Source organism: Klebsiella sp. Q11, assembly GCF_964241505.1.
Classification (GTDB): domain Bacteria; phylum Pseudomonadota; class Gammaproteobacteria; order Enterobacterales; family Enterobacteriaceae; genus Klebsiella; species Klebsiella michiganensis.
Map to the genome: position 1 here is coordinate 238,874 of NZ_CAXSXW010000001.1, position 20,408 is coordinate 259,281.

The 20,408-nt window shown below is 55.5% G+C and carries 22 protein-coding genes and 1 other RNA gene; 7 read left to right on the forward strand and 16 right to left on the reverse strand.

The features are described 5' to 3' along the window. Positions 1-4: 4 nt before the first annotated feature. The 3 genes from ACESQ2_RS01060 to ACESQ2_RS01070 are packed head-to-tail and all read right to left on the reverse strand — an operon-like array spanning position 5 to position 3,463. Complete coding sequence (locus ACESQ2_RS01060) at positions 5-856, reverse strand: sugar ABC transporter permease (RefSeq protein ID WP_014837601.1); 852 nt, start codon at positions 854-856, stop codon at positions 5-7. A 10-nt stretch (positions 857-866) separates the two neighbouring features. Then, complete coding sequence (locus tag ACESQ2_RS01065) at positions 867-2,174, reverse strand: carbohydrate ABC transporter permease (RefSeq protein WP_004848312.1); 1,308 nt, start codon at positions 2,172-2,174, stop codon at positions 867-869. A 56-nt stretch (positions 2,175-2,230) separates the two neighbouring features. Further along, a complete protein-coding gene (locus ACESQ2_RS01070; RefSeq protein ID WP_049070858.1) occupies positions 2,231-3,463 on the reverse strand; it encodes a maltodextrin ABC transporter substrate-binding protein in 1,233 nt (410 codons plus the stop codon). A 353-nt stretch (positions 3,464-3,816) separates the two neighbouring features. On the opposite strand from ACESQ2_RS01070, the gene ACESQ2_RS01075 reads away from it, so the two are divergent. Together ACESQ2_RS01075 and ACESQ2_RS01080 are read left to right on the forward strand one after the other, a co-directional pair. Then, on the forward strand, positions 3,817-4,926 hold the full coding sequence (locus ACESQ2_RS01075) for an ABC transporter ATP-binding protein (protein WP_004848307.1): 1,110 nt from the start codon (positions 3,817-3,819) through the stop codon (positions 4,924-4,926). A 243-nt stretch (positions 4,927-5,169) separates the two neighbouring features. After that, entirely contained in the window at positions 5,170-6,756 is a 1,587-nt protein-coding gene (locus ACESQ2_RS01080; RefSeq protein WP_373170103.1) for an EAL domain-containing protein, read from the forward strand. 2 nt (positions 6,757-6,758) lie between these two features. Here the strand turns inward: ACESQ2_RS01080 and ACESQ2_RS01085 are convergent, their stop codons facing one another. Further along, positions 6,759-7,031 carry a metal-sensing transcriptional repressor gene (locus ACESQ2_RS01085; RefSeq protein WP_004129869.1) on the reverse strand — a complete coding sequence of 91 codons (273 nt, stop codon included), beginning with the start codon at positions 7,029-7,031 and terminating at the stop codon, positions 6,759-6,761. A 166-nt stretch (positions 7,032-7,197) separates the two neighbouring features. Between ACESQ2_RS01085 and ACESQ2_RS01090 the strand changes: the two genes are divergently transcribed. Further along, the gene (locus tag ACESQ2_RS01090; protein WP_224260027.1) at positions 7,198-8,076 is read left to right on the forward strand and encodes a nickel/cobalt efflux protein RcnA; all 879 of its coding nucleotides are present in this window, start codon (positions 7,198-7,200) and stop codon (positions 8,074-8,076) included. Between the two features lie 46 nt (positions 8,077-8,122). On the opposite strand, the gene ACESQ2_RS01095 is transcribed toward ACESQ2_RS01090, so the two are convergent. Beyond that, positions 8,123-8,476: a DUF1428 domain-containing protein gene (locus ACESQ2_RS01095; RefSeq protein WP_004848301.1), complete on the reverse strand. Its 354-nt coding sequence runs from the start codon at positions 8,474-8,476 to the stop codon at positions 8,123-8,125. Positions 8,477-8,568: 92 nt separating this feature from the next. Next, positions 8,569-9,183, reverse strand: a complete 615-nt coding sequence (locus ACESQ2_RS01100) for a YitT family protein (protein WP_014228193.1) — start codon at positions 9,181-9,183, stop codon at positions 8,569-8,571. Positions 9,184-9,270: 87 nt separating this feature from the next. On the opposite strand from ACESQ2_RS01100, the gene ACESQ2_RS01105 reads away from it, so the two are divergent. Then, a complete protein-coding gene (locus ACESQ2_RS01105; RefSeq protein ID WP_032748270.1) occupies positions 9,271-10,698 on the forward strand; it encodes a PLP-dependent aminotransferase family protein in 1,428 nt (475 codons plus the stop codon). 133 nt (positions 10,699-10,831) lie between these two features. Here the strand turns inward: ACESQ2_RS01105 and ACESQ2_RS01110 are convergent, their stop codons facing one another. The 3 genes from ACESQ2_RS01110 to ffs form a co-directional block, all read right to left on the reverse strand. Beyond that, positions 10,832-11,047, reverse strand: a complete 216-nt coding sequence (locus ACESQ2_RS01110) for a hypothetical protein (RefSeq protein WP_004129860.1) — start codon at positions 11,045-11,047, stop codon at positions 10,832-10,834. Beyond that, positions 11,044-11,301, reverse strand: a complete 258-nt coding sequence (locus ACESQ2_RS01115) for a hypothetical protein (protein WP_004848294.1) — start codon at positions 11,299-11,301, stop codon at positions 11,044-11,046. Before ACESQ2_RS01115 ends, ACESQ2_RS01110 begins: the two co-directional genes overlap by 4 nt. Before the next feature lie 315 nt (positions 11,302-11,616). Beyond that, positions 11,617-11,713, reverse strand: an RNA gene (gene ffs / locus ACESQ2_RS01120) — signal recognition particle sRNA small type. Positions 11,714-11,967: 254 nt separating this feature from the next. Between ffs and ACESQ2_RS01125 the strand changes: the two genes are divergently transcribed. Together ACESQ2_RS01125 and ACESQ2_RS01130 are read left to right on the forward strand one after the other, a co-directional pair. Further along, entirely contained in the window at positions 11,968-12,375 is a 408-nt protein-coding gene (locus tag ACESQ2_RS01125) for a hypothetical protein (RefSeq protein ID WP_025107156.1), read from the forward strand. A 65-nt stretch (positions 12,376-12,440) separates the two neighbouring features. After that, entirely contained in the window at positions 12,441-12,752 is a 312-nt protein-coding gene (locus tag ACESQ2_RS01130; RefSeq protein ID WP_025107157.1) for an MGMT family protein, read from the forward strand. A gap of 39 nt (positions 12,753-12,791) precedes the next feature. On the opposite strand, the gene ACESQ2_RS01135 is transcribed toward ACESQ2_RS01130, so the two are convergent. Continuing rightward, positions 12,792-13,301: a YbaY family lipoprotein gene (locus tag ACESQ2_RS01135; RefSeq protein WP_004848288.1), complete on the reverse strand. Its 510-nt coding sequence runs from the start codon at positions 13,299-13,301 to the stop codon at positions 12,792-12,794. 220 nt (positions 13,302-13,521) lie between these two features. On the opposite strand from ACESQ2_RS01135, the gene tesB reads away from it, so the two are divergent. Further along, positions 13,522-14,385: an acyl-CoA thioesterase II gene (tesB, locus tag ACESQ2_RS01140; RefSeq protein ID WP_373170104.1), complete on the forward strand. Its 864-nt coding sequence runs from the start codon at positions 13,522-13,524 to the stop codon at positions 14,383-14,385. Positions 14,386-14,441: 56 nt separating this feature from the next. On the opposite strand, the gene amtB is transcribed toward tesB, so the two are convergent. The 6 genes from amtB to ACESQ2_RS01170 are packed head-to-tail and all read right to left on the reverse strand — an operon-like array spanning position 14,442 to position 20,388. Then, the gene (amtB, locus tag ACESQ2_RS01145) at positions 14,442-15,728 is read right to left on the reverse strand and encodes an ammonium transporter AmtB (protein WP_004848284.1); all 1,287 of its coding nucleotides are present in this window, start codon (positions 15,726-15,728) and stop codon (positions 14,442-14,444) included. A 33-nt stretch (positions 15,729-15,761) separates the two neighbouring features. After that, a complete protein-coding gene (gene glnK, locus ACESQ2_RS01150; RefSeq protein WP_004099573.1) occupies positions 15,762-16,100 on the reverse strand; it encodes a P-II family nitrogen regulator in 339 nt (112 codons plus the stop codon). 13 nt (positions 16,101-16,113) lie between these two features. Next, on the reverse strand, positions 16,114-16,344 hold the full coding sequence (locus tag ACESQ2_RS01155) for a hypothetical protein (RefSeq protein WP_004848281.1): 231 nt from the start codon (positions 16,342-16,344) through the stop codon (positions 16,114-16,116). Then, the gene (locus tag ACESQ2_RS01160; protein ID WP_025107159.1) at positions 16,344-18,122 is read right to left on the reverse strand and encodes a SmdB family multidrug efflux ABC transporter permease/ATP-binding protein; all 1,779 of its coding nucleotides are present in this window, start codon (positions 18,120-18,122) and stop codon (positions 16,344-16,346) included. Before ACESQ2_RS01160 ends, ACESQ2_RS01155 begins: the two co-directional genes overlap by 1 nt. Next, positions 18,115-19,887, reverse strand: coding sequence for a SmdA family multidrug ABC transporter permease/ATP-binding protein (locus ACESQ2_RS01165; protein ID WP_025107160.1), 1,773 nt, complete (start codon positions 19,885-19,887; stop codon positions 18,115-18,117). Before ACESQ2_RS01165 ends, ACESQ2_RS01160 begins: the two co-directional genes overlap by 8 nt. A gap of 42 nt (positions 19,888-19,929) precedes the next feature. After that, a complete protein-coding gene (locus ACESQ2_RS01170; protein WP_004135994.1) occupies positions 19,930-20,388 on the reverse strand; it encodes an Lrp/AsnC family transcriptional regulator in 459 nt (152 codons plus the stop codon). Positions 20,389-20,408 lie beyond the last annotated feature (20 nt).

The window sequence follows — 20,408 nt, forward strand, 5'->3', positions numbered from 1 at the left end:
GGGGTTATCCTTTTGTACTGCCTGAGGTGAGGCCGGAAACAAAGTATTTTTGTAGCGCCAGATAGAGAATCGCCACCGGGACGGCAATCAGCACCGCGCCCGCCGCGTAGGTGGTGTAGCTGGCGCCCATTTTCTGCGCCACCAGGTTATACAGGCCAATCGGCAGCGTGTATTTATCCGGGGTACGTAAAATGGTGCTGGAGAGGATGAAATCCCCCAGCGGGCCGGTGAATGAAAACAGCGCCACCACCGCCAGAATCGGCTTCGACAGCGGCATAATGATTTCGATAAAGATGCGGAAGCTGCTGGCGCCATCCATCCGCGCGGATTCATCCAGATCTTTGGGGATCGCGTCCAGATACCCCTTCATGAGCCAGGTATTCATCGGGATCATGCCGCCCACGTAGATCAGCACCAGCGCCAGATGGCTGTTGATCAGCCCCAGAAGCTGAGAGAGAACAAAGATCGCAATCAGCGCCGAGAACTGCGGGATCATCTGTAACAGCAGAAACAGCATCAGCCCGTTCTGCCGCCCTTTGAAACGAAAGCGGGAGAACGCATAGGCCGTGAAGCTGACGCTGATTAAGGTCAACACCATGGTCATGAAGCTGATTTTCATCGAGTTCCAGTACCATGTGAGATAATTCACATTGCCGTTAAACAGATCCGCGTAATGCTGGAACGACAGGTTTTCAGGAATAATCGACGTACTCAGCAGACTGTTCCCGGCGTTCAGAGACGCCCCTACCGTCCAGACCAGCGGGTATATAATAATCGTCGATACAAAGAGGACCACCAGCCAGGTGAGAGACAGGCGAATCCACTTTTCACGTTTAATACTCGGTGATTTAGCCATGTTGCTTCCCTTACGCCATGTCGTCGTTTTTGAAGGATTTCGTGGCGCGGAACTGCCACAACGCCAGGCCGACGACAAAAATCGACAGCAGAATCGTGATGGTGGCCGCGATGGCGTATTGCGAAGACGACATCGTTAATTTGTAGATCCACGACACCAGAATATCCGTACCGCCGGCATTCGACCCGGCTACCGCCGGTCCGCCGTTATTGAACAGGTAGATGATATTGAAGTTGTTAAAATTGAAGGTGTACTGAGTGATGATGATCGGCGCAATGGAGTAGAGCACCAGCGGCAGAGTAATGGTCCGCAGGCGGGTAAACGCGCTAGCGCCATCCATGGTGGCCGCTTCATACAGATCGTCCGGGATCGCCTGCAGGACGCCGGTGGTCATGGCGAAAACAAACGGAAAGCCCAGCCAGGTTTGCATCATGATCAGCGCCGTTTTAGTCCAGAACGGGTCGGTCAGCCAGGCCTTCGGCGTGATGCCAAAGAAGGACAAAATGGCGTTGTTAATCACCCCGAATGAATCATTGAACATGCCGGCAAAAACCAGAATCGTCACGAAGCCCGGCACCGCCCACGGCAGAATGAAAATTGTGCGGATCATCGGCTTAAAGCGCAGATCTTTCTGGTTGACCAGAATCGCCAGCAGCACGCCGACGGTACATTGCAGGGTCGTCGCCAGCAGCGTCCACACCACCGTCCACTGCAGTACGTCAAAGAAGGTCGAGCGCCAGATGGATAATGTGAAGATATTGATGAAGTTTTTGAATCCCACCCAATCCACCAGCTTCGCTGGCGGCGTGTGATAAAGGTTGTAGTTAGTAAAGGCGATAGCAAAACCAAACAGGATCGGGAAGATGACCACAAACACCAGCAGTATGAAGCCGGGCGTGATCATCAGATACGGGAAACCCTCGCTGAGCAGCATCTGATACTGCTTGCGTACGCTATTCAGCGCCATGCCTTCATCGCGCTTTTTGCCGTTAACCCAGGCATCGCGCAGCGAGAGGAAATAGACCAACAAACCGAATGCGATAATCAGTACGCTGATTATCCCTTCCGCCAGCAGGAAAATAGAGTTATCCCGCGGGACTTCCTCGCCTAAGGTATATAACCCCCACAGGCCTTCGCTGAGAAAGTCATAGAAAATGCTCATAAAACTGCTCAGCAGCACCAGGAAGACAATCCCCTTCAGCCACTGGCGGTGATAAAACTGCCCAAAACCCGGCACGATAGCCAGCAACAGGCCGCACCACGCATGGCGTCCTGCGCCGCGCGCTTCGGCAATATTTTCGCTGGGATTGATAATCACACACGACTCCTTCTGAAAACGGGAGGTCGGCCCTCCCGTTCTGTTACATCACCGGATTATTGATTGCTGGCCTGCATGGCTTCGATCTGCATTTTGATCTGCTTTTCAGCGTTATCGAGCGCCGCCTTCGGCTCCTGTTTACCGGTCAGGCTAAGCTCGAGCGCGGCGTTCGCCGGGCCCCATACCTCTCCCATTTCCGGGATCCCGGGCATCGCCGTCGCCCGCGCTGACTGCACCGCCACCGCGCTGGCCTTTTCGTCATTCTTAATCAGCGGATCGTCAATCATGGCCTTCAGCGGCGGGATTTCTCCGGTGGCGACATAACGCGCTTTCACGTACTGCGGCTGGTTGATGAACTCGATAAACTGCTGCGCCAGCGCTTTATCTTTACTCCACGTCGAGACGACATAGCCCTTCACGCCGAGGAAGGAGCTCATCGGTTTGCCATCCGGCAGCGTCGGCAAAGGCGCGACGCCATAATGAATGCCTGCCGCTTCATACGGCTGGAAGGCCCACGGGCCGTTAATCACCGCAGCCGCTTTCTTCTCGGTGAACAGCGAGTCGATGGCGTTCAGCCCGTTATCGCCGAGGATCCCCGCCGGGAATACCTTGTCGGTGTAGAATTTTTTCAGGAAAGTCACCGCTTCCACCGCGCCTGGCTTATTCAGGCCGACATCCTGCGGGTTGAAGCCGCCTTTGTCGTTTTTGCCAAAGATATAGCCGCCCATTGGGCCAATAGCGCCCCAGCTGTAATAGATCTGGTCAAACTTCGCCAGCAGGCCGTACTTACCCTCTTCGCGCTGCTTCTTCGAATAGTCGAACCAGTCCTGCAGGCTATCCAGCGGCTTATCGATCAGGTCTTTGTTGTAAATCAGCACCAGGGTTTCCACCGCTTTCGGTACGCCGTAAAGCACGTTATCCATATGGAACGCGTTGATTGATGCCGGCGTAAAGGCCTCCTGCTTCGCCTGGTCCAGCGTCAGGGGAGACAGCAGTCCCTGGACGACCGCACCGCCTAGCTGGTCATTAGGGATCACCAGCACGTCCGGGCCAATGCCCGCCGGCCCATCAAGGCGCAGCTTTTCCAGCTGCTGGGCGTACGGCATTTCCTGCACGTTCACCTTAACGTTGAACTGCTTTTCAAAATCGCTTACCGCGGCCTTAATGCCGTCGGATTTTTTGATGTCTTCCCAGACGTTGAGCTGTCCGGCCGCGTGCGCCTGCAGGCTAACCAGCTGCCCGGCAGCCAGAGTAGTAAGGATCAGTGCAGCAAGAGTGTTCTTTTTCATTATCAACCTCATGTGAAGGTATAACAATTTAATGGTTTTTATTGGGCGATGTGACTTCCGAGAATCTTTCAGTTAACTGATAAACGGTGATTCATAAACAAATATGCCGTTATTCCTGATTTGTTATACGGTACGCTTTGAATGCTAACAAAACTACTGAAAGCTGCCAGTTGTGTGATCCTGATTGCAGAAATGAAACATCGATATAGGGCGCTAAAACTCTGGAAGTTATAGTCACTGCATGATTTTAGTGTCGTTGAGCATCGCCCGGCTGAATTGTTACACGTTATACAAATAATGCGTCACAGCCCAAATCCCAACGGCAAAAACGGCTACTAACCCGGGGAATGTTGATGTCCAATATACGACTGAGGAATGTCACCAAACGGTTCGGCAGTACAGTGACGCTGCATCAGGTAAATCTTGATATTGAAGATGGCGAGTTTGCGGTTTTCGTCGGTCCGTCAGGCTGCGGCAAATCGACGCTACTGCGAATGATTGCCGGTCTCGAAGAGGTCAGCGAAGGTGAAGTGCTTATTGGCGATGAGGTGATGAATGATGTCGTTCCTGCCCATCGCGGCGTCGCCATGGTATTCCAGTCCTATGCGCTCTACCCGCATATGACGGTAGCGGAAAATATGGGCTATGGCCTGAAGGTGAATAAAGTGCCAAAAGATGAAATTCGCCGCCAGGTTGAAATGGTGGCGAAAACGCTGCAGCTCTCTCATCTGCTGGATCGCAAACCTAAGCAGCTTTCCGGCGGCCAGCGCCAGCGCGTGGCGATCGGTCGCGCCATCGTGCGTAATCCACGGGTGTTTATGTTTGATGAACCCCTCTCCAACCTGGATGCCGAGCTGCGCGTTGAGATGCGCCTGCATATTGCTAAACTGCATCATGAACTCAAAACCACCATGGTTTATGTCACCCACGATCAGGTTGAAGCGATGACGCTGGCCGATAAAATCGTGGTGATGAACTACGGCAAAGTTGAGCAGATGGGTTCGCCGATGTCGCTGTATTACAACCCGGTCAATAAGTTCGTTGCGGGATTTATCGGTTCGCCGAAAATGAACTTCCTGCCCGCGACGGTCACCGCATGGCAGCCGGGCCAGCTTAGCGTGAAGATGGCGCAAGATCATAATCTGACGCTCAATATCACCACATCGCCGCTGCAGCCCGGCGCTGCCGTTACCCTCGGTATTCGCCCTGAACATCTCTCAACTGATGTGAATATCGGTACCGTAGTTGAGTTTCAATGTGAAGTCGTGGAGAGACTGGGTAACAACACCTATCTGTTCGGCCAGTGCTACGGCCACGATAACGTCAAAATTCTGCTGCCCGGCGACGTTCATTTCCGTCCATGGCAGAAGATAAGGGTCGCGTTTGACGATCGCTACTGCATGGTCTTCGACGAAAACGACCAGCGGATTAGCGCTGACATCGCTGCGCCGGACGCCCATTAAGCGCAACATATGACTGTCATGATTGCGCTTTAGAATATGAATCTGTGCTGACAACGCTTATTGCCAGCATACCAGCCCTCGTTTTTCTCCGCGACGCTCCAGGCCTTGGGCGTCGCGGTTCATCCACTGTTAGCCCGAATTCGTTGCTATCTTGCGGTTCGGGCCTTTTTCTACCCCGTGCTGAACCCTCTTTTATCTTTCGCGTATACTCATCGAACCCCTCAATAAAATAAGGAAATACTCATGACGACCCGGCATCAGGTGAGTCTGGTTACAGGGGTATTGATACTCGCCATTATCCTGCCGGTCGCGCTGAGCATCTGGCTGGCAATGCAGCAGGCCAAAGAGCAATTTTATAGCGAACTGGACAACTTTTCCGTCCGCGTACTGGCCCGCGTTCAGCAGGTTGCCGATCAGGCAAGAGAGGCGCTGAACGAAGCTGATGCGCATGCGGCGACCACCTGCAGTCCGCAGCATTTGCTCATGATGCGACGGATCGCCTATACCCATCGCTACGTTCAGGAAGTGCTGTGGTTACATGAGGGTATTCCGCAGTGCTCTTCCCTCGAAGATCATCAGGTTTCGGTTACCTTTCCTGCTCCCGACCACATCACGGCCGATGGCTATCGTACCTGGCTTACCTCAGTTAACGATCTGGGTCTGAAACATAAAATGACGGCCATGGGCAGCGAGCATCACGTGGTGATGATCGATCCCGAGTCGTTTATCGATGTCATTCCATTAGGCCATGAACAGATTCACACTCTCTTGTTCGGCACGCAGCGCAATCAAATCATCATTAGCAGTAAACCGCTCAACGCTGCCGTCTGGGAGAGAATTAAGCATCAGTATGCCAGGACCCTAACCCTCGATAGCACCGTTTATCGTCTTCATCGTCTCCCGGAGCTGGGGCTGGCCATTGCCACCTGGTCCTCGACGGTGCCGCTGCAGAAAAAGCTACATCAGCAGCTGATGCTGTGGCTGCCGATTGGTCTGTTCACCAGCCTTCTGGCCTCATTTCTGCTGCTTCGCCTGCTGCGAAGGCTGCGCTTACCGCGTAATGGGATGCTGGACGCGCTGAATTCTCATGCCATCCAGGTTTATTACCAGCCCATTATTTCGCTGCAGAGTGGAAAGATCGTCGGCGCGGAGGCGCTTGCTCGCTGGAGGCAACCCGATGGCAGTTTCTTATCGCCGGATATTTTTATTCCGCTTGCCGAACAAACCGGGCTGATTACCCGCTTAACCGAAGATATTGTACGGAAAATATTTACCGATCTCGGTACCTGGCTGCGGCAGCGCCCGGAGATACATATCTCGATAAACCTGTCGGTTGATGATTTGCGTTCGCCAAGGCTGCCGATGCTGTTACAAGATCAGCTTCAGCGCTGGGGCATCAGCGCTCAGCAGATCATTCTGGAAATCACCGAGCGCGGTTTTGTCGACCCGCAAACCACTCTGCCAGTCATCGCCGGCTATCGTCAGGCAGGACACCGTATCTCCATCGATGACTTCGGCACCGGCTATTCCAGCCTGAGCTATTTACAAAAGCTGGACGTTGATACCCTAAAAATCGATAAAGCATTTGTCGATACGCTGGAGTGTGAATCGCTGACGCCGCACATCATTGAAATGGCGAAAGCGCTCAATCTGGCGACCGTCGCAGAAGGCGTCGAAACCGAAAGCCAACGCGACTGGCTGCGCATGCATGGCGTGCTGTATGCACAGGGCTGGCTTTATAGTAAGGCGCTGCCAAAAGAGAAATTTATTCTGTGGGCCGAGAATAACCTCAAGGCGTATTCATCACCGTCCGGAACACATGATGACTGAGCCTATTTCAGATAGGATTTTATCACCTGCATCACCACATCAAGGTCAGCCTCACGCTGACCTTCTTCCGGCTCCTTCACGACATGATCCGTTAAATGCCCCTGGATAACCTGCATCATCATGCCGTTTACCGCACCGCGAATGGCAGCCAGCTGCTGTAGAACCTCTGCGCATTCATGCTCGCGGTTAAGCATTTTTTCCAGCGCGGCGCTTTGCCCCTGAATTTTCTTCAATCGGGTCAATAACATCTTCTTGTGACGAACGGTATGTGACATTTCGCGATCCACTATTTGATTAATCGATCGTTCCACTAACGACCCTTGTATGCAATCAGAACAGCATAACATGCCCTACTCCCCCGGAGTATTTTTCTACTGGGGGGTAGTATTTATGTACTGGGGGGGAGTAGCATACAAGCACTTTTTAGTTAGGGATCACGTTATGAACGATTTCGCTTCACTCCTGCAGCAGGGCAACGCCTGGCTATTTATTCCCAGCGCGATTCTGCTGGGCGCGCTGCACGGCCTTGAGCCCGGGCACTCAAAAACCATGATGGCGGCATTTATCGTGGCGGTGCGCGGAACATTAAAGCAGGCGGTGCTGCTGGGGCTGGCGGCGACGGTATCGCATACGGCGGTGGTCTGGCTGGTGGCCATGGCAGGCCTGTGGTTCGGCCGCGGCTGGAATGCACAAACGTCGGAACCCTGGTTTCAGCTAATCTCAGGGGGCCTTATCGTACTGATTGCCTGCTGGATGCTGGCGCGTACCTGGCGCGAATCGCGTTCACATACCCATACCCATGACCATGAACATGAACATGAACATAAACATGAACATGAACATGAACATGAACATGAACATGAACATGAACATCATCACGATCGCCACCTTGCGTATCAACATCATCCTCACGCTCACCAACCTTCGCGGGTTGCCGCCGATGACTGGCAGGACGCCCATCAGCGCGCGCATGCGCAAGCGATCAATCGCCGCTTTAACGGCCAGCGGGTCACCACCGGGCAGATCGTCTTGTTCGGACTGACCGGGGGACTCATTCCCTGCCCGGCATCCATTACCGTGCTACTCATTTGCCTGCAGTTGAAAAAGTTCTCGCTGGGGGCAACCCTGGTACTGGGGTTTAGCGTTGGGCTGGCGATCACCCTGGTGGCTTCCGGCGCAATTGCCGCCCTCAGCCTGAAGCACGTGGCAAACCGCTGGCCCGGGCTGAACGATCTCTCGCGCAAAGCGCCGTGGATTTCCGGCACCCTGATTATGGTGGTGGGTTTTTATATGCTGCTGCATGGCTGGAGTCATCTGTAGCGCGTCTATCGCCATCCCCAAAAGCTATGGGGATGGCAAAGATGAATTACTCATCCAGAAGCGGGGCAAAGCCGCCGTATATCATTCGTTTTCCATCAAAGGGCATCGATTCGCCAAACTCTTTCATCCGCGGGTCGGCCATCATTTTGGCATTCGCGGCATCGCGAACCTCTTTAGAGGGATACTCAATCCAGCTGAACACCACCTCTTCACTCTCCTCCGCTTTCACCGCCAGGCGAAAATCGGTCAGCTTGCCATCCGGGACATCATCCGCCCAGCATTCGACCACGCGGAGTGCGCCAAACTCTTTAAATAATGGCGCGGCCTTTGCTGCCATCTCGCGGTATGCCTCCTTATTTTCCGCCGGTACGGCAACGACAAAACCATCAACGTACTTCATGAGTCTGCTCTCCGAAGTGAACAGTACAGCCGGAGAATCCGGCCGTATCTGAATTGATAAGTTTAGTCTCCAGGTCTGATGGCAGCGTAAAATCAGGAGATAGCCTCACCGGGTTTCGCCAGAGCCTTCCGCGCGGCTGGCTGATGAAACCACGGCAGGCACAGCTGGATTAGCGGGCCGATAGTTAACGCATAGAGTACGGTTCCCACGCCAAACTTGCCGCCCATCATCCAGCCAATCAGCAGGACCGAAACTTCAATCGCGGTGCGGATACCGCGCAGCGACCACCCCGTACGAGCATGCAGACCGGTCATCAGCCCATCGCGCGGCCCGGGACCAAAGCCCGCGCCAATATACATCCCCGTCGCCAGCGCGTTCAGTACGATAGCGCCCGCCAGCAGCAGGCTACGCGCCACCAGCGAATCCAACGGCGGCAGCACGGCTAAGGTCGCGTTTGCCGCCAGCCCCAGCACAATCACGTTGCTCACCGTACCCAGCCCCGGCATTTGCCGTAGCGGGATCCACAGCAGCAGCACTGCCGCTCCCGTCAGGATCATGACCGTACCAAAATCCAGATTAAACTGCTTACCGATCCCCAGATGAAAAACATCCCACGGATCGGCCCCCAGATTGGCATGCACAAATAATGCGGTCGACACGCCGTACAGGACCAGACCAATGTAAAGTTGCAGCAAGCGACGTACCATTTTTCACCTCAGGACAATTGCGATTTCCCTTATCATCAGTAAAAATGGATTGATAATTAATGGCCAGTTTTTAAAAAGTGGATTGCTATGTTATCTCGTCGCTTTGGTGCACAATCGCTGGTACGGCTGCTCGGTCACTGGCAGGAGTCCACTTCTCGCACGCCTATCTGGCGTCAGCTTGCAGAAGCGCTGCGCCTGCTCATCCTCGATGGCCGCCTGGCGCTGGAAACGCGACTGCCCGGCGAACGTGAACTGGCGGCTGCCCTGAATATCAGCCGCACCACGGTTGCCAGCGCGCTCGGTCAGCTTCGGGAAGAAGGCTATCTCTACAGCCGTCAGGGAAGCGGTTCGCGGATCGCCTTGCCGGAGCGTCCGGTAGAGGCGGCGGCCAAACAAACGGACCCGCTATCGGTGAATCTGGCCGTTGCCGCCCTTAGCGCCGGCCCCGAGATCCATCAGGCCTACAGCCAGGCCTTAAAGATCATGCCTGAACATTTATCCAACACCGGTTACGATCAACAAGGGCTCCCGCTTCTGCGCGAAGCCATCGCCCGCCGCTATAGCGAACGCGGGCTGCCAACCCGCAGCGATGAAGTAATGATCGTCAACGGTGCCCTGAGCGGCTTTGCGCTGGTACTGCGTTTATTCACCGGGCCCGGCGATCGGGTGGTGGTGGATGCGCCAACTTACCCCATGGCGCTTAGCGCGATACAAGGCGCATCATGTCGTCCGGTTAGCGTGGCGTTACCGCAGCAGGGATGGGATTGCGACGGTCTGGCGGCAACGATTGCCCAAACTGCTCCGCGTCTGGCCTGGCTGATGCCGGATTTTCATAATCCCACCGGCCGCTGTATGGATAGCGCAACGCGCCAGCGGGTAGCGGACATCGCCGCACAAACCCGCACCACGCTGGTGGCAGATGAAACGATGGTGGATTTATGGTATGACGCCCCGCCGCCGCCGCCTTTAGCGGCATTTAATCCTGATGCCCCGGTGATAACCATCGGTTCAGCGGGAAAAAGCTTCTGGGGCGGCCTGCGCATAGGTTGGATCCGCGCATCTTCGCGAACCATTGCTTCGCTGGTTCAGGCCCGCGACTCTCTCGATCTCGGCTCCCCGCTGCTGGAACAGCTGGCCTGCTGCTGGTTGCTTGAGAATGAGAACAGGCTGCTACCGTCACGGCGCGCCATGCTGGCGACTCGCCGGGATATGTGCGGCGCGCTGATGGCGGAATATTTTCCCCACTGGCACTTCACGCCGCCGGAAGGAGGACTCTCTTTTTGGGTGGAATTACCGGGAATGCTGGCGACGCTCTTTTCCGTTCGCGCTGAAAGCCGGGGAATTCACATCGGGACGGGAACTCGCTTTGGCCTGGCCGGCGCGTTTGATCGCTATTTGCGTTTGCCCTTTACCCTTTCGGATGACGAACTGCGCAGCGCGTTTACGACATTGCAGCCGTTGTGGCATAGTCTGACTGAGCAGAAAGAGAGTTTCCGCCTGAGGAAAATCATTTAAGAAAATATCGACGGGCTGGAGCCAGCCCGTCAAAAACCATCATCCATGACGCATATGAGATGTTTTTATAAAATTGCGCTTCAATTTTGTCTTTCTGACGTGTCAGCCCGATGACAAAATTGCAATAGTTTCATTAATGCTGACGCGGGATCGGAAACCCTTTCAGAGAAATAATAAAGCCGTCTTCATCTTTTTTTATTTTTGCCCCTGTGTCACACCAGTCGGAGGCAATGCGAAAGAACTCATCGCTACCGATATTCCAGTTCAGGCGTACGTGCTTAACGTATCCGGAACGCAGCATATCGCAGGCTTCGCTATAGTTGCTGGCTGTAGAGAGTTGTTGTTTCATTTTTTCTTCTTCAGAATTTTACGTAATGCTTTGATTTCTTTAGGGGTTAATGGAGACGCTTCCTCTTCGGTATGCTGGCTATCGATATCTTCTTCCGAAACCCCCGCCTCGTCTGCTGATTCCGCTACCTGAAAGGCCAGCAGCAGCAGTTTCTCCGTAGCTGTTCCTAAATTTTCGTTATTTTCTTCCGCATACTGACGCAGCTTTTCTTTTAACTCGCCATCAATTTTTACGTTCAGAACCACAGTGGTCATAGTCACGCTTCCCGTGAAATAAAATCATCATATAATTAATACACGAAGTTAACATGCTGATCCAGAGATATATTTTTAGCTTATATCAAACAACATTTTCCCATGAATAATCTGCACGTTATATATGACATAAAGATGACAATAATATTTCAGTTAAATTTCAAATTTATGACGTAGTGAATTTTTTGGCATAAAAAATAGAGGGTTTAGAAACCAAAAATACTCACAATATATTTGTGGATATTAAATATGAAGGCTGAGGGAAACCATGGAATGAATGCGAATAGCGAGAGGGTACCCTGAAATGGGTGGGGGCCCTGCCAGCTACATCCCGGCACACACGTCGTCTGCTCTGGCTGCTTCCTTCCGGACCTGACCTGGTAAACAGAGTAGCGTTGCGGGAGAACCAACAGAGCCCCCATTGAGAGCGTTAGTTACCTAACGCGCTGGCGCATTATCCCTGCTGAACCCCTGAATTGCAAGCCGCCGGCGATTGGGTGCTGGTTTATTGCGCAAAGTCGCGTCTACAGCGGCTTCTCACCGTAAAATGGCCCCGATCCCCTTATGAGATTGCGAGCACACTCTCAGCGGGAATCCTCGCCAGCGGCCATAATGAGGCTTATCTACCGTCTTTTTTAATCAACGCACTGTCTCAATGGTATATGAATGAGTGAATCACCGCGTTTAATCACTACCCTGGCGATGCCGGCCATCGCCGAAGTGACCGTTTCCTTCCGCGGTTTAAACTTTCTGCGTCCGGAGGTCATCCTCGATTTTGTGACGATTAGCAATAATCAGCTGCTCGCCGTCACCCCGGTCGCGCTGCTCTACTCTACCGTCGGCGTCCTTCAGCACATTGAATTACGTAAACTCCCCATCGACGTCAGCGGTCGCGTGGTGTATCCGATATCAACGCTTAAGCTTCCGGCAATGCGCGCAAAGCTGGTGATTAACGCCCAGTCAAAACGCCTGAAGTTTCTTGAAACACTGCTGAGCAATACGGCGAATGAAAATGTTCATGGCATGCAGGTGCTGGGTCTGGCGCTGGAATTTACCATCGTTAAATCGGCCTGACCCGCTATCTGTACAGCCCGTCATACAACGCTTATCCTGAGCCTTTTCCGGCAACAGGACGTACTATGGATTCTCACGATACTTTTCCGCAGCGGGTCTGGCAGATAGTCGCCTCGATTCCAGAGGGATACGTTGCCACCTACGGCGACATTGCTCATCTGGCGGGTTCACCGCGAGCGGCTCGCCAGGTGGGCGGAGTATTAAAGCGCCTGCCGGAAGGATCGACTCTCCCCTGGCATCGGGTCGTCAACCGCCACGGCGATATCTCCCTTACCGGACCAGATCTGCAGCGCCAACGCCAGGCGCTACTGGCGGAGGGCGTCCAGGTTTCAGGCAGCGGACATATTGATCTCCAGCACTACCGCTGGATTTATTGAAGGCAAAAAAATGCCCCTGTAAAGGGGCATGGTGGGGAGTTACTGGGCAGCAGGAGCGCTGTTGTTCGCCACCGGCACCGCCGTTTGCTGAACCGGCACCAGCACCAGATCGGCCCGGTTACCGCCCTGGTTAATCACCGTCTGCACGGTATCGGTAATAAACATCAGCTGACCGTTAACGGTAATCGCCGCGCTGAGAAGAATGCGGGCATTAGGCTGAATTTGCGCCTGGTTATAGGGCAGGACAAAGTTAAACGGCGCCTGCTTCCCTTCGGTCCTTACCGCTTTTTGCGACAGCACGTGCGCTGGCGCATCGGCCAGAGACGCATCCGACAGGGTTACGGTCAATACCGCGTCCGGCGGTAACGCCACGCGCTGTCGAATATTGATGGTCCCGGATACGTTAGGCTGCTGCTGCGAGGAGCTTAGTGAGGCAATGCCATAAGGATCGGGCGCCGCCTGGTTCGCTGCATTGCTGTTGTGGTTGTTCGCACAGGCAGACAGCGTAGCCGCTACGGCTAAAGCACTTAACATATAGGCAAATTTCATTCTTTTCTCCTTTTCATCCCTTCTTTAACAGGAGTACATCCAGCCACAATCGGGGACAGGACATTAGTATCGTGAATAAGTGTGGCACAGATCTCAGATCTCTTCCTGGAAAAGAGCCCATATTCAGATTATTGAACCCATCGGACCACTTGCGATTCCAGGTTATACTTTGCCTCAATAACGCGCTGCGCCAGGCAGTCATCATTGATTGAGGATAACTATGAGTCAGGCACTAACCCATTTGCTGGCATTGTTAAATCTGGAAAAAATTGAAGAGGGATTGTTCCGCGGACAGAGCGAAGATCTGGGATTGCGACAGGTCTTTGGCGGCCAGGTAGTGGGTCAGGCGCTGTATGCGGCAAAAGAGACGGTGCCCACAGAACGCCTGATTCACTCGTTTCACAGCTACTTCCTGCGTCCCGGCGATAGCCTGAAACCTATCATCTATGATGTTGAAGTCCTGCGCGATGGCAATAGCTTCAGCGCCCGCCGGGTGGCGGCGATTCAAAACGGGAAGCCCATTTTCTATATGACCGCCTCTTTCCAGGCGCCAGAACCCGGCTATGAACATCAGAAAACCATGCCAGCGGCACCCGCTCCGGACGCGCTTCCCTCCGAAACGGATATTGCCCGCAAGCTGGCCCACCTGCTGCCGCCGCAGGTCAAAGAGAAATTTCTCTGCGATAAACCGCTGGAGATTCGCCCGGTCAAATTCCATAACCCTCTGAAAGGACACGTTGCAGAACCAACGCGTCAGGTCTGGATCCGCGCCAACGGCGCAGTGCCGGAAGATCTCCGCACCCATCAGTCTCTGTTGGGCTACGCTTCGGATTTTAACTTCCTGCCCGTTGCCCTGCAGCCTCACGGCGTCGGTTTTCTGGAGCCGGGCATGCAGGTTGCCACCATCGATCACTCAATGTGGTTCCACCGCCCGTTCAACATCAACGACTGGCTGCTGTACAGCGTTGAGAGCACCTCCGCCTCCAGCGCGCGCGGTTTTGTCCGCGGCGAGTTCTACACTCAGGACGGTACGCTGGTGGCTTCCACGGTGCAGGAAGGCGTCATGCGTAATCGCAACGCATAAAAAAGCAGAGCCTCCCCGAGGGGAGGCTCTGCAGCTTCAGGAGATAACTCGTTTTATCAGGCGTTGTAGGCGTTTTCGCCGTGGCTGTTTACGTCCAGCCCTTCACGCTCTTGATCTTCCGGTACGCGCAGGCCAACGGTCATATCGGCAACCTTGTAACCGATAAAGGCGACGACGCCGGACCAGACGATGGTGATACCGATGCTTTCCAGCTGTACCAGAACCTGATGGCCCATGGTGACGCCTTCCGCGTAGCCCACACCGCCCAGAGAAGTCGCGGCGAAGATACCGGTCAGGATGCAACCTACGATACCGCAGACGCCGTGGACGCCAAACACATCGCACGGGTCATCAACGCGCAGCCAGCGTTTCAGAACGGTGACGCCCCACAGACCCGCAAGGCCCGCAGCGATACCCACAATCAGCGAGCCGCCGACGCCAATGTAGCCACAGGCCGGAGTGATGCCGACCAGACCGGCAATCGCCCCTGAACAGGCGCCCAGCAGTGACGGCTTGCCGCGGGTTGCCCACTCGCCGAAGGTCCATGCCAGGATAGCCGCCGCCGTTGCAACCACGGTGTTAACGAACGCCAGACCGGCAATTTCGTTCGCCGCGCTTGCTGAACCGGCGTTAAAGCCGAACCAGCCAACGTAGAGGATGGCGGTGCCGGTGAAAACCATCGGCAGGTTATGCGGTTTGAACGCTTCTTTACCAAAGCCGACGCGTTTGCCCATCATGTAGGCGCCCACCAGCCCCGCGACCGCGGCGTTGATGTGAACAACCGTACCGCCGGCGAAATCAAGCGCGCCGTGCGTAGCCAACAGACCGCCGCCCCATACCATGTGCGCAATCGGCACATAAGAGAGCGTCATCCATACCACAACGAATATCAGTACCGCCGAGAAGCGAATACGTTCCGCCAGCGCACCGACGATCAGGCCAACGGTAATACAGGCAAAGGAGCCCTGGAAAGCAACGTGGATGTACTGATAGAAGCTCCCCATCAGCGCTTTCAGTTCAATATTTTTCAGCAGTACCCAGTCGAAGTTGCCGAAGAAGCTGCCGCCAGCGCCGAAGGCCAGCGTGTAGCCATAAACCACCCACAGTACGCAGACCAGCGCAAACGTCACGATGACCTGCGTCAGCATGGAGAGAACGTTTTTACCGCGGATCAGCCCGCCGTAGAACAGCGCGATGCCCGGAATCGTCATAAACAGCACCAGCGCGGTGCAAATCATCATAAAAGCGTTGTCGGCTTTGTCCGCGACCGCCGGTGCGGCCATCGCCAGCCCCGGAAGAAGAGCCAACGCTCCCAGACCTGTTTTCATTGTTGCTATCTTCATTGTTTCGTTCCCCATCACTGTGTGGTCTGAAAGTTACAGTGCCGCTTCGTCTGATTCGCCGGTACGGATGCGAATCACGCGCTGCAGCTCGGCGACAAAGATTTTGCCGTCGCCAATCTTTCCGGTGTAAGCCGCTTTACTGATGACATCGACGACTTCGTCCAGCTGATCGTCGGCAATCGCGACGTCAATCTTCACTTTCGGCAGAAAATTGACGCTATATTCCGCGCCGCGATAGAGCTCCGCGTGGCCTTTCTGACGGCCGAACCCTTTAACTTCAGTGACCGTCAGGCCCTGAATACCCATTGAAGATAATGCTTCACGCACGTCTTCCAGTTTGAATGGTTTGATTACCACGGTAACCAGCTTCATAAGTCCCCTCCAGTCAGAATTCGGTAATGGCCGCAGCTAACACGTCTCTAATAAAGCAAGGGCTATGCCAGAAATGAAAAAGGACCGCCAGGCGGCCCTTTTTGAGGAGGAAGGAGAATAATTCGGCGGAAACGAAGCGGCAAAATGCCTCTTTTGCCTGAAACTGCACCATTTCAGTGCGCAGCTTGTGACGATTTTGCACCACCTCAGGCCGCGGCGGCGCCGCTGCCTGTTTATGGTGCATCAGGCGATAAGCGACTCTTCCTGCGCGCTGGCCGCCAGCTCTTCGCCAGCCAGCTGCAGCTGATACATCTGCCAGTAGCGGCCTCTGGCCGCCAGCAGCTGCTGGTGACTTCCGCGCTCAACGGCCTGACCGCGGTGCAGTACCAGGATCGTATCGGCCTCGACGATGGTCGATAAGCGGTGCGCAATCACCACCAGCGTGGTGTGCTCGCGCACCCGAGCCAGAGCCTGCTGAATCGCCTGCTCGGTACCGGAATCGATATTGGCCGTCGCCTCATCAAGAATCAGCACCTGCGGCGTATCGACCAGCACCCGCGCCAGCGCCAGCAGCTGTTTCTGGCCAACGGAGAGATTATTCCCCTGCTCGCCCAGCAGCGTATAAATACCGTTTTCCATTTCACGGGCCAGCGCCGCCAGCTGTACCGCTTCCAGCGCTTCCCACACCTGCTCTTCGCTGATGTCGCGACCGAGGGTGACGTTGGCATAGAAGGTGTCAGCCAGCACCACCGGATCCTGCTGCACCATTGCAATCCCCTGACGCAGCGCGCTGTGGCTTAAGGAAGAAAGCGGACGACCGTCGATGCGAATCTCTCCCTGGGTTAACGGGTAGTAGCCCATCATCAGGCTGGCCAGGGTGCTTTTACCGCTCCCGGTATGACCAACCAGCGCCACAAAGCTGCGGGACGGGATATCGAGATTAATATCCTGCAACACCAGGCTATCGTCGCGGTAGGCAAAAGAGACATGATCGATACTCATCGCCCCGCTGCGCAGCGGCTCGCTATCTTCACCCCACGCCTGACGCGGTTTGTCCATGAGCTCGAAGACGCGCTCGCCCGCCACGACCGCCTGCTGCAGCATTGACTGCTGGGTGGTCAGCTCGATCAGCGGCTCGTTCAGTCGCCCAAGATAGCTAATAAAGGCGTATAGCACCCCGACTTCGATCGTTCCGCTGCTGCTGAAACCAAACAGCATCAGCAGGCCGCAGAGAATTAATGAAGAGAACAGGCTCAGCAGTGGGCGCAGCAGGAAGCCATCAAGACGCAGGGTTTGCATACGCGCCAGATAGTGGGCGTAGCTGGCCTCGCGCATCCGCTCGCCGAACCGCGCCTGCTGGCGGAACTGCTGGATGACGCCCATGCCGTTAATCACTTCATTAAAACCGTCGTTGATGTCCGCCAGCCAGGCGCGAACCCGCCTGACGATGGGCGTGCTGTAGCGCTGATAAATCATCATCACGATCAGCACCGCCGGGAAAATAGCGATAGCCACCAGCGCCATCCGCCAGTCAAGGCTGAACATCGCCACCAGCATCGCGCCAATCAAAGCGGCGCTTCGTAGCACGGTCGCCACCACGGTCACGTAGAGATCGCGAATCACTTCGGTATCGTTGGTAACCCGCGAGATGAGCTGCCCGACCGGCTGCGTATCAAACTCGCTGAGCGGCTGACGCAGCGCGGCGTCCATCACATCGCTGCGCAGCTGCTGCACCACGCCGACCGCCGCGCGATTAAACAGCAGCGCCTGGCAATAATGCAGGCCAGCGGCAAGAAGTTGCAGGCCGATATAGGCCACGGCGAGACCGCAGACCAGCTTCAACGGCAGCGAGTGCTTCGCCACCATATTGTCGATAAAGTAGCTGATCAGCAGCGGGCCGCTGACTTCCGCCACCGCCGCAACCCACATCATGGCAACCGCTATCATCAGCGGTTTACGCCACGGGGAGCCGTAGGCCAGCAGGCGCTTTAAGGTCGGCCAGAGTTCAGTGAAACTACGCACCGGCGACCTCCTTATCTTCCTGCGGGACATCATCCAGCGCCGCTTCCAGCTGCTGATAACGGTACATATCCCGATACCAGCCCGGCTGCGCCGCCAGCGCCTCATGGCGACCGCGCTGGGAAATATGCCCGTGCTGCATCACCAGAATTTCGCTGGCCTCGGTCAACGCCGACAGGCGATGGGCGCTAATGATCACCGTCCGCCCCTCTCCCCACTGCCGCAGGTTATGCAAAATCTGGTGCTCCGTTCTGCCGTCCACCGCCGACAGCGCATCATCAAGGATCAGGATCTCCGCCTCCAGCAGCAGCGCGCGGGCGATGGAAATACGCTGTTTTTGCCCACCGGAAAGCATCACGCCGCGCTCGCCGACTTCGGTGTTATACCCCTGCGGCAGGCGCAGGATATCCTCATGCACGCTGGCAAGCCGCGCAACGTGCTCGATTTGCTCCTGCGTGGCGTCCGGTTTACCGAGGGCAATGTTGCTGGCGACGGTATCGGAGAACAGGAACGGTGTCTGATTGACGACCGCCAGCCGGGCGCGCCAGCTATCCAGCTGTAGCCGGGTCAGGGGAACGTCGTGGAAGCGGATATCGCCTTCAGTCACGTCAAAGTGGCGCTGAATCAGCGCCAGAATGGTGCTCTTGCCGGAGCCGGTCGGCCCGCAAATCCCCAGCATCTGCCCGGGCTGGAGCGTAAAGTTGACCTTTTCCAGCGAGACCTTGTTCGCCTGCGGGTAGATAAACTCGCGCACGGCGACGCTAAGCGTACCGCGCCCTTCCGGCGTCGGCTCGCTGCCGTCGTTCACCACCGGCGCCTCCTCCAGCATGGTGCGAATGCGCGCATAGGCCGCGCTACCGCGCTCCACGATGTTAAACATCCACGCCAGCGCCAGCATTGGCCAGATCATCAGGCCGAGGTACATCACAAAGCTGGTGAGCTGACCCAGAGTCAGGCTGCCCTGGATCACCATCCAGCTGCCGCCGCCGATGGCCAGCAGGTTAGCGGTCCCGATAGCGATATAAATCGTCGGGTCAAAGCGGGCGTCGATACGCGCCACGCGCATGTTTTTCGCCCCGGTATCCGCGGCGTCGGCGGCAAACAGCGCCGACTGTCGGTCTTCGAGACCAAAGGCTTTGATCATGCGGATGCTGGTCAGGCTCTCCTGGGTGCGGTCGTTGAGGCTGGAGAAGGCCGCCTGCGCGACGCGAAAGCGTTCGTGTAATGCATCGCCGTTACGCTTAATCGCCAGCGCCATCAGCGGCATGGGCAGCAGCGCCAGCAGGGTTAACTGCCAGCTGATTTGCGTCGACATGACAATCAGCACCGCGCAGCCCATGACCAGCGAGTCAACCAGGGTTAATACCCCCTCGCCGGCGGCGAACACCACCCGATCCACATCGTTGGTGGCGCGAGCGATCAGATCGCCGGTACGGTGGCGCAGGTAAAAGGCCGGATGCTGGCGGCTGAGCTGGCGATAGAAATCCTCGCGCAGTTCGACGGCCAGCTGATAAGAGGCGCCGAAAAGCAATACGCGCCAGACGTAGCGCAGCAGATAGACCATCACCGCAATAACGACCAGCAGGCCGATCCACATCCACACCTTTTCCGCGGTGTAATGTTGTTTTGTTACGCCGTCAACCACGATACCCACCACCTTTGGCGGCACCAGTTGCAGAATGGCAATGACGATCAGCAGAGCAATAGCGCCGAGGTAACGACGCCACTCCCGGCGGAAATACCAGCTAAGTTGGGCAAATAATCGCAAGCAGTTAAATCCTGAGTGTGTAATTCGTAGCGGCTGATGCCGTTAATCAATCGGCAAGGCAGTGGTGTATTTTATCTGTTCCATGGCAAAACTCGAAGTCACATCCGAGAGCCCCGGCACGCTGTTTACCAGGCGTTTATAAAAATCATCGTAGTTCTTCATATCCGCCACCTGGACCCGCAGCAGGTAGTCATACTCCCCCGCCATACGCCAGAAACCGAGAACCTCCGCCATCTGCGTGACTTCGCTGACGAAGCGGCAATACCAGTCGCTACTGTGATGCTGAGTCTTAATCAGCACAAACGCCGTCAGCCCAAGCCCGACCTTTTCCGCATCCAGCAGCGCGACGCGCCCACGCAGAATACCTTCATCTTCCAGCCGCTTCAGGCGCTTCCAGCAGGGCGTGGTGGTCAGATTAACGGCATCGGCCAGCGCCTGCAAAGAGAGGGTGCAGTCGGTTTGCAGTAAAGAAAGCAGCTTACGGTCAATTTTATCTAACATAGGGCACCTTGGGAGAAAAA

Bases quoted from the DNA above. Each gene is read 5' to 3' on its own strand.
- ACESQ2_RS01060 (WP_014837601.1), bottom strand. From the start codon at position 856: ATGGCTAAATCACCGAGTATTAAACGTGAAAAGTGGATTCGCCTGTCT.
- ACESQ2_RS01070 (WP_049070858.1), bottom strand. From the start codon at position 3,463: ATGAAAAAGAACACTCTTGCTGCACTGATCCTTACTACTCTGGCTGCC.
- ACESQ2_RS01075 (WP_004848307.1), top strand. From the start codon at position 3,817: ATGTCCAATATACGACTGAGGAATGTCACCAAACGGTTCGGCAGTACA.
- ACESQ2_RS01080 (WP_373170103.1), top strand. From the start codon at position 5,170: ATGACGACCCGGCATCAGGTGAGTCTGGTTACAGGGGTATTGATACTC.
- ACESQ2_RS01085 (WP_004129869.1), bottom strand. From the start codon at position 7,031: ATGTCACATACCGTTCGTCACAAGAAGATGTTATTGACCCGATTGAAG.
- ACESQ2_RS01090 (WP_224260027.1), top strand. From the start codon at position 7,198: ATGAACGATTTCGCTTCACTCCTGCAGCAGGGCAACGCCTGGCTATTT.
- ACESQ2_RS01095 (WP_004848301.1), bottom strand. From the start codon at position 8,476: ATGAAGTACGTTGATGGTTTTGTCGTTGCCGTACCGGCGGAAAATAAG.
- ACESQ2_RS01100 (WP_014228193.1), bottom strand. From the start codon at position 9,183: ATGGTACGTCGCTTGCTGCAACTTTACATTGGTCTGGTCCTGTACGGC.
- ACESQ2_RS01105 (WP_032748270.1), top strand. From the start codon at position 9,271: ATGTTATCTCGTCGCTTTGGTGCACAATCGCTGGTACGGCTGCTCGGT.
- ACESQ2_RS01110 (WP_004129860.1), bottom strand. From the start codon at position 11,047: ATGAAACAACAACTCTCTACAGCCAGCAACTATAGCGAAGCCTGCGAT.
- ACESQ2_RS01115 (WP_004848294.1), bottom strand. From the start codon at position 11,301: ATGACCACTGTGGTTCTGAACGTAAAAATTGATGGCGAGTTAAAAGAA.
- ACESQ2_RS01125 (WP_025107156.1), top strand. From the start codon at position 11,968: ATGAGTGAATCACCGCGTTTAATCACTACCCTGGCGATGCCGGCCATC.
- ACESQ2_RS01130 (WP_025107157.1), top strand. From the start codon at position 12,441: ATGGATTCTCACGATACTTTTCCGCAGCGGGTCTGGCAGATAGTCGCC.
- ACESQ2_RS01135 (WP_004848288.1), bottom strand. From the start codon at position 13,301: ATGAAATTTGCCTATATGTTAAGTGCTTTAGCCGTAGCGGCTACGCTG.
- tesB (WP_373170104.1), top strand. From the start codon at position 13,522: ATGAGTCAGGCACTAACCCATTTGCTGGCATTGTTAAATCTGGAAAAA.
- amtB (WP_004848284.1), bottom strand. From the start codon at position 15,728: ATGAAGATAGCAACAATGAAAACAGGTCTGGGAGCGTTGGCTCTTCTT.
- glnK (WP_004099573.1), bottom strand. From the start codon at position 16,100: ATGAAGCTGGTTACCGTGGTAATCAAACCATTCAAACTGGAAGACGTG.
- ACESQ2_RS01155 (WP_004848281.1), bottom strand. From the start codon at position 16,344: ATGCACCATAAACAGGCAGCGGCGCCGCCGCGGCCTGAGGTGGTGCAA.
- ACESQ2_RS01170 (WP_004135994.1), bottom strand. From the start codon at position 20,388: ATGTTAGATAAAATTGACCGTAAGCTGCTTTCTTTACTGCAAACCGAC.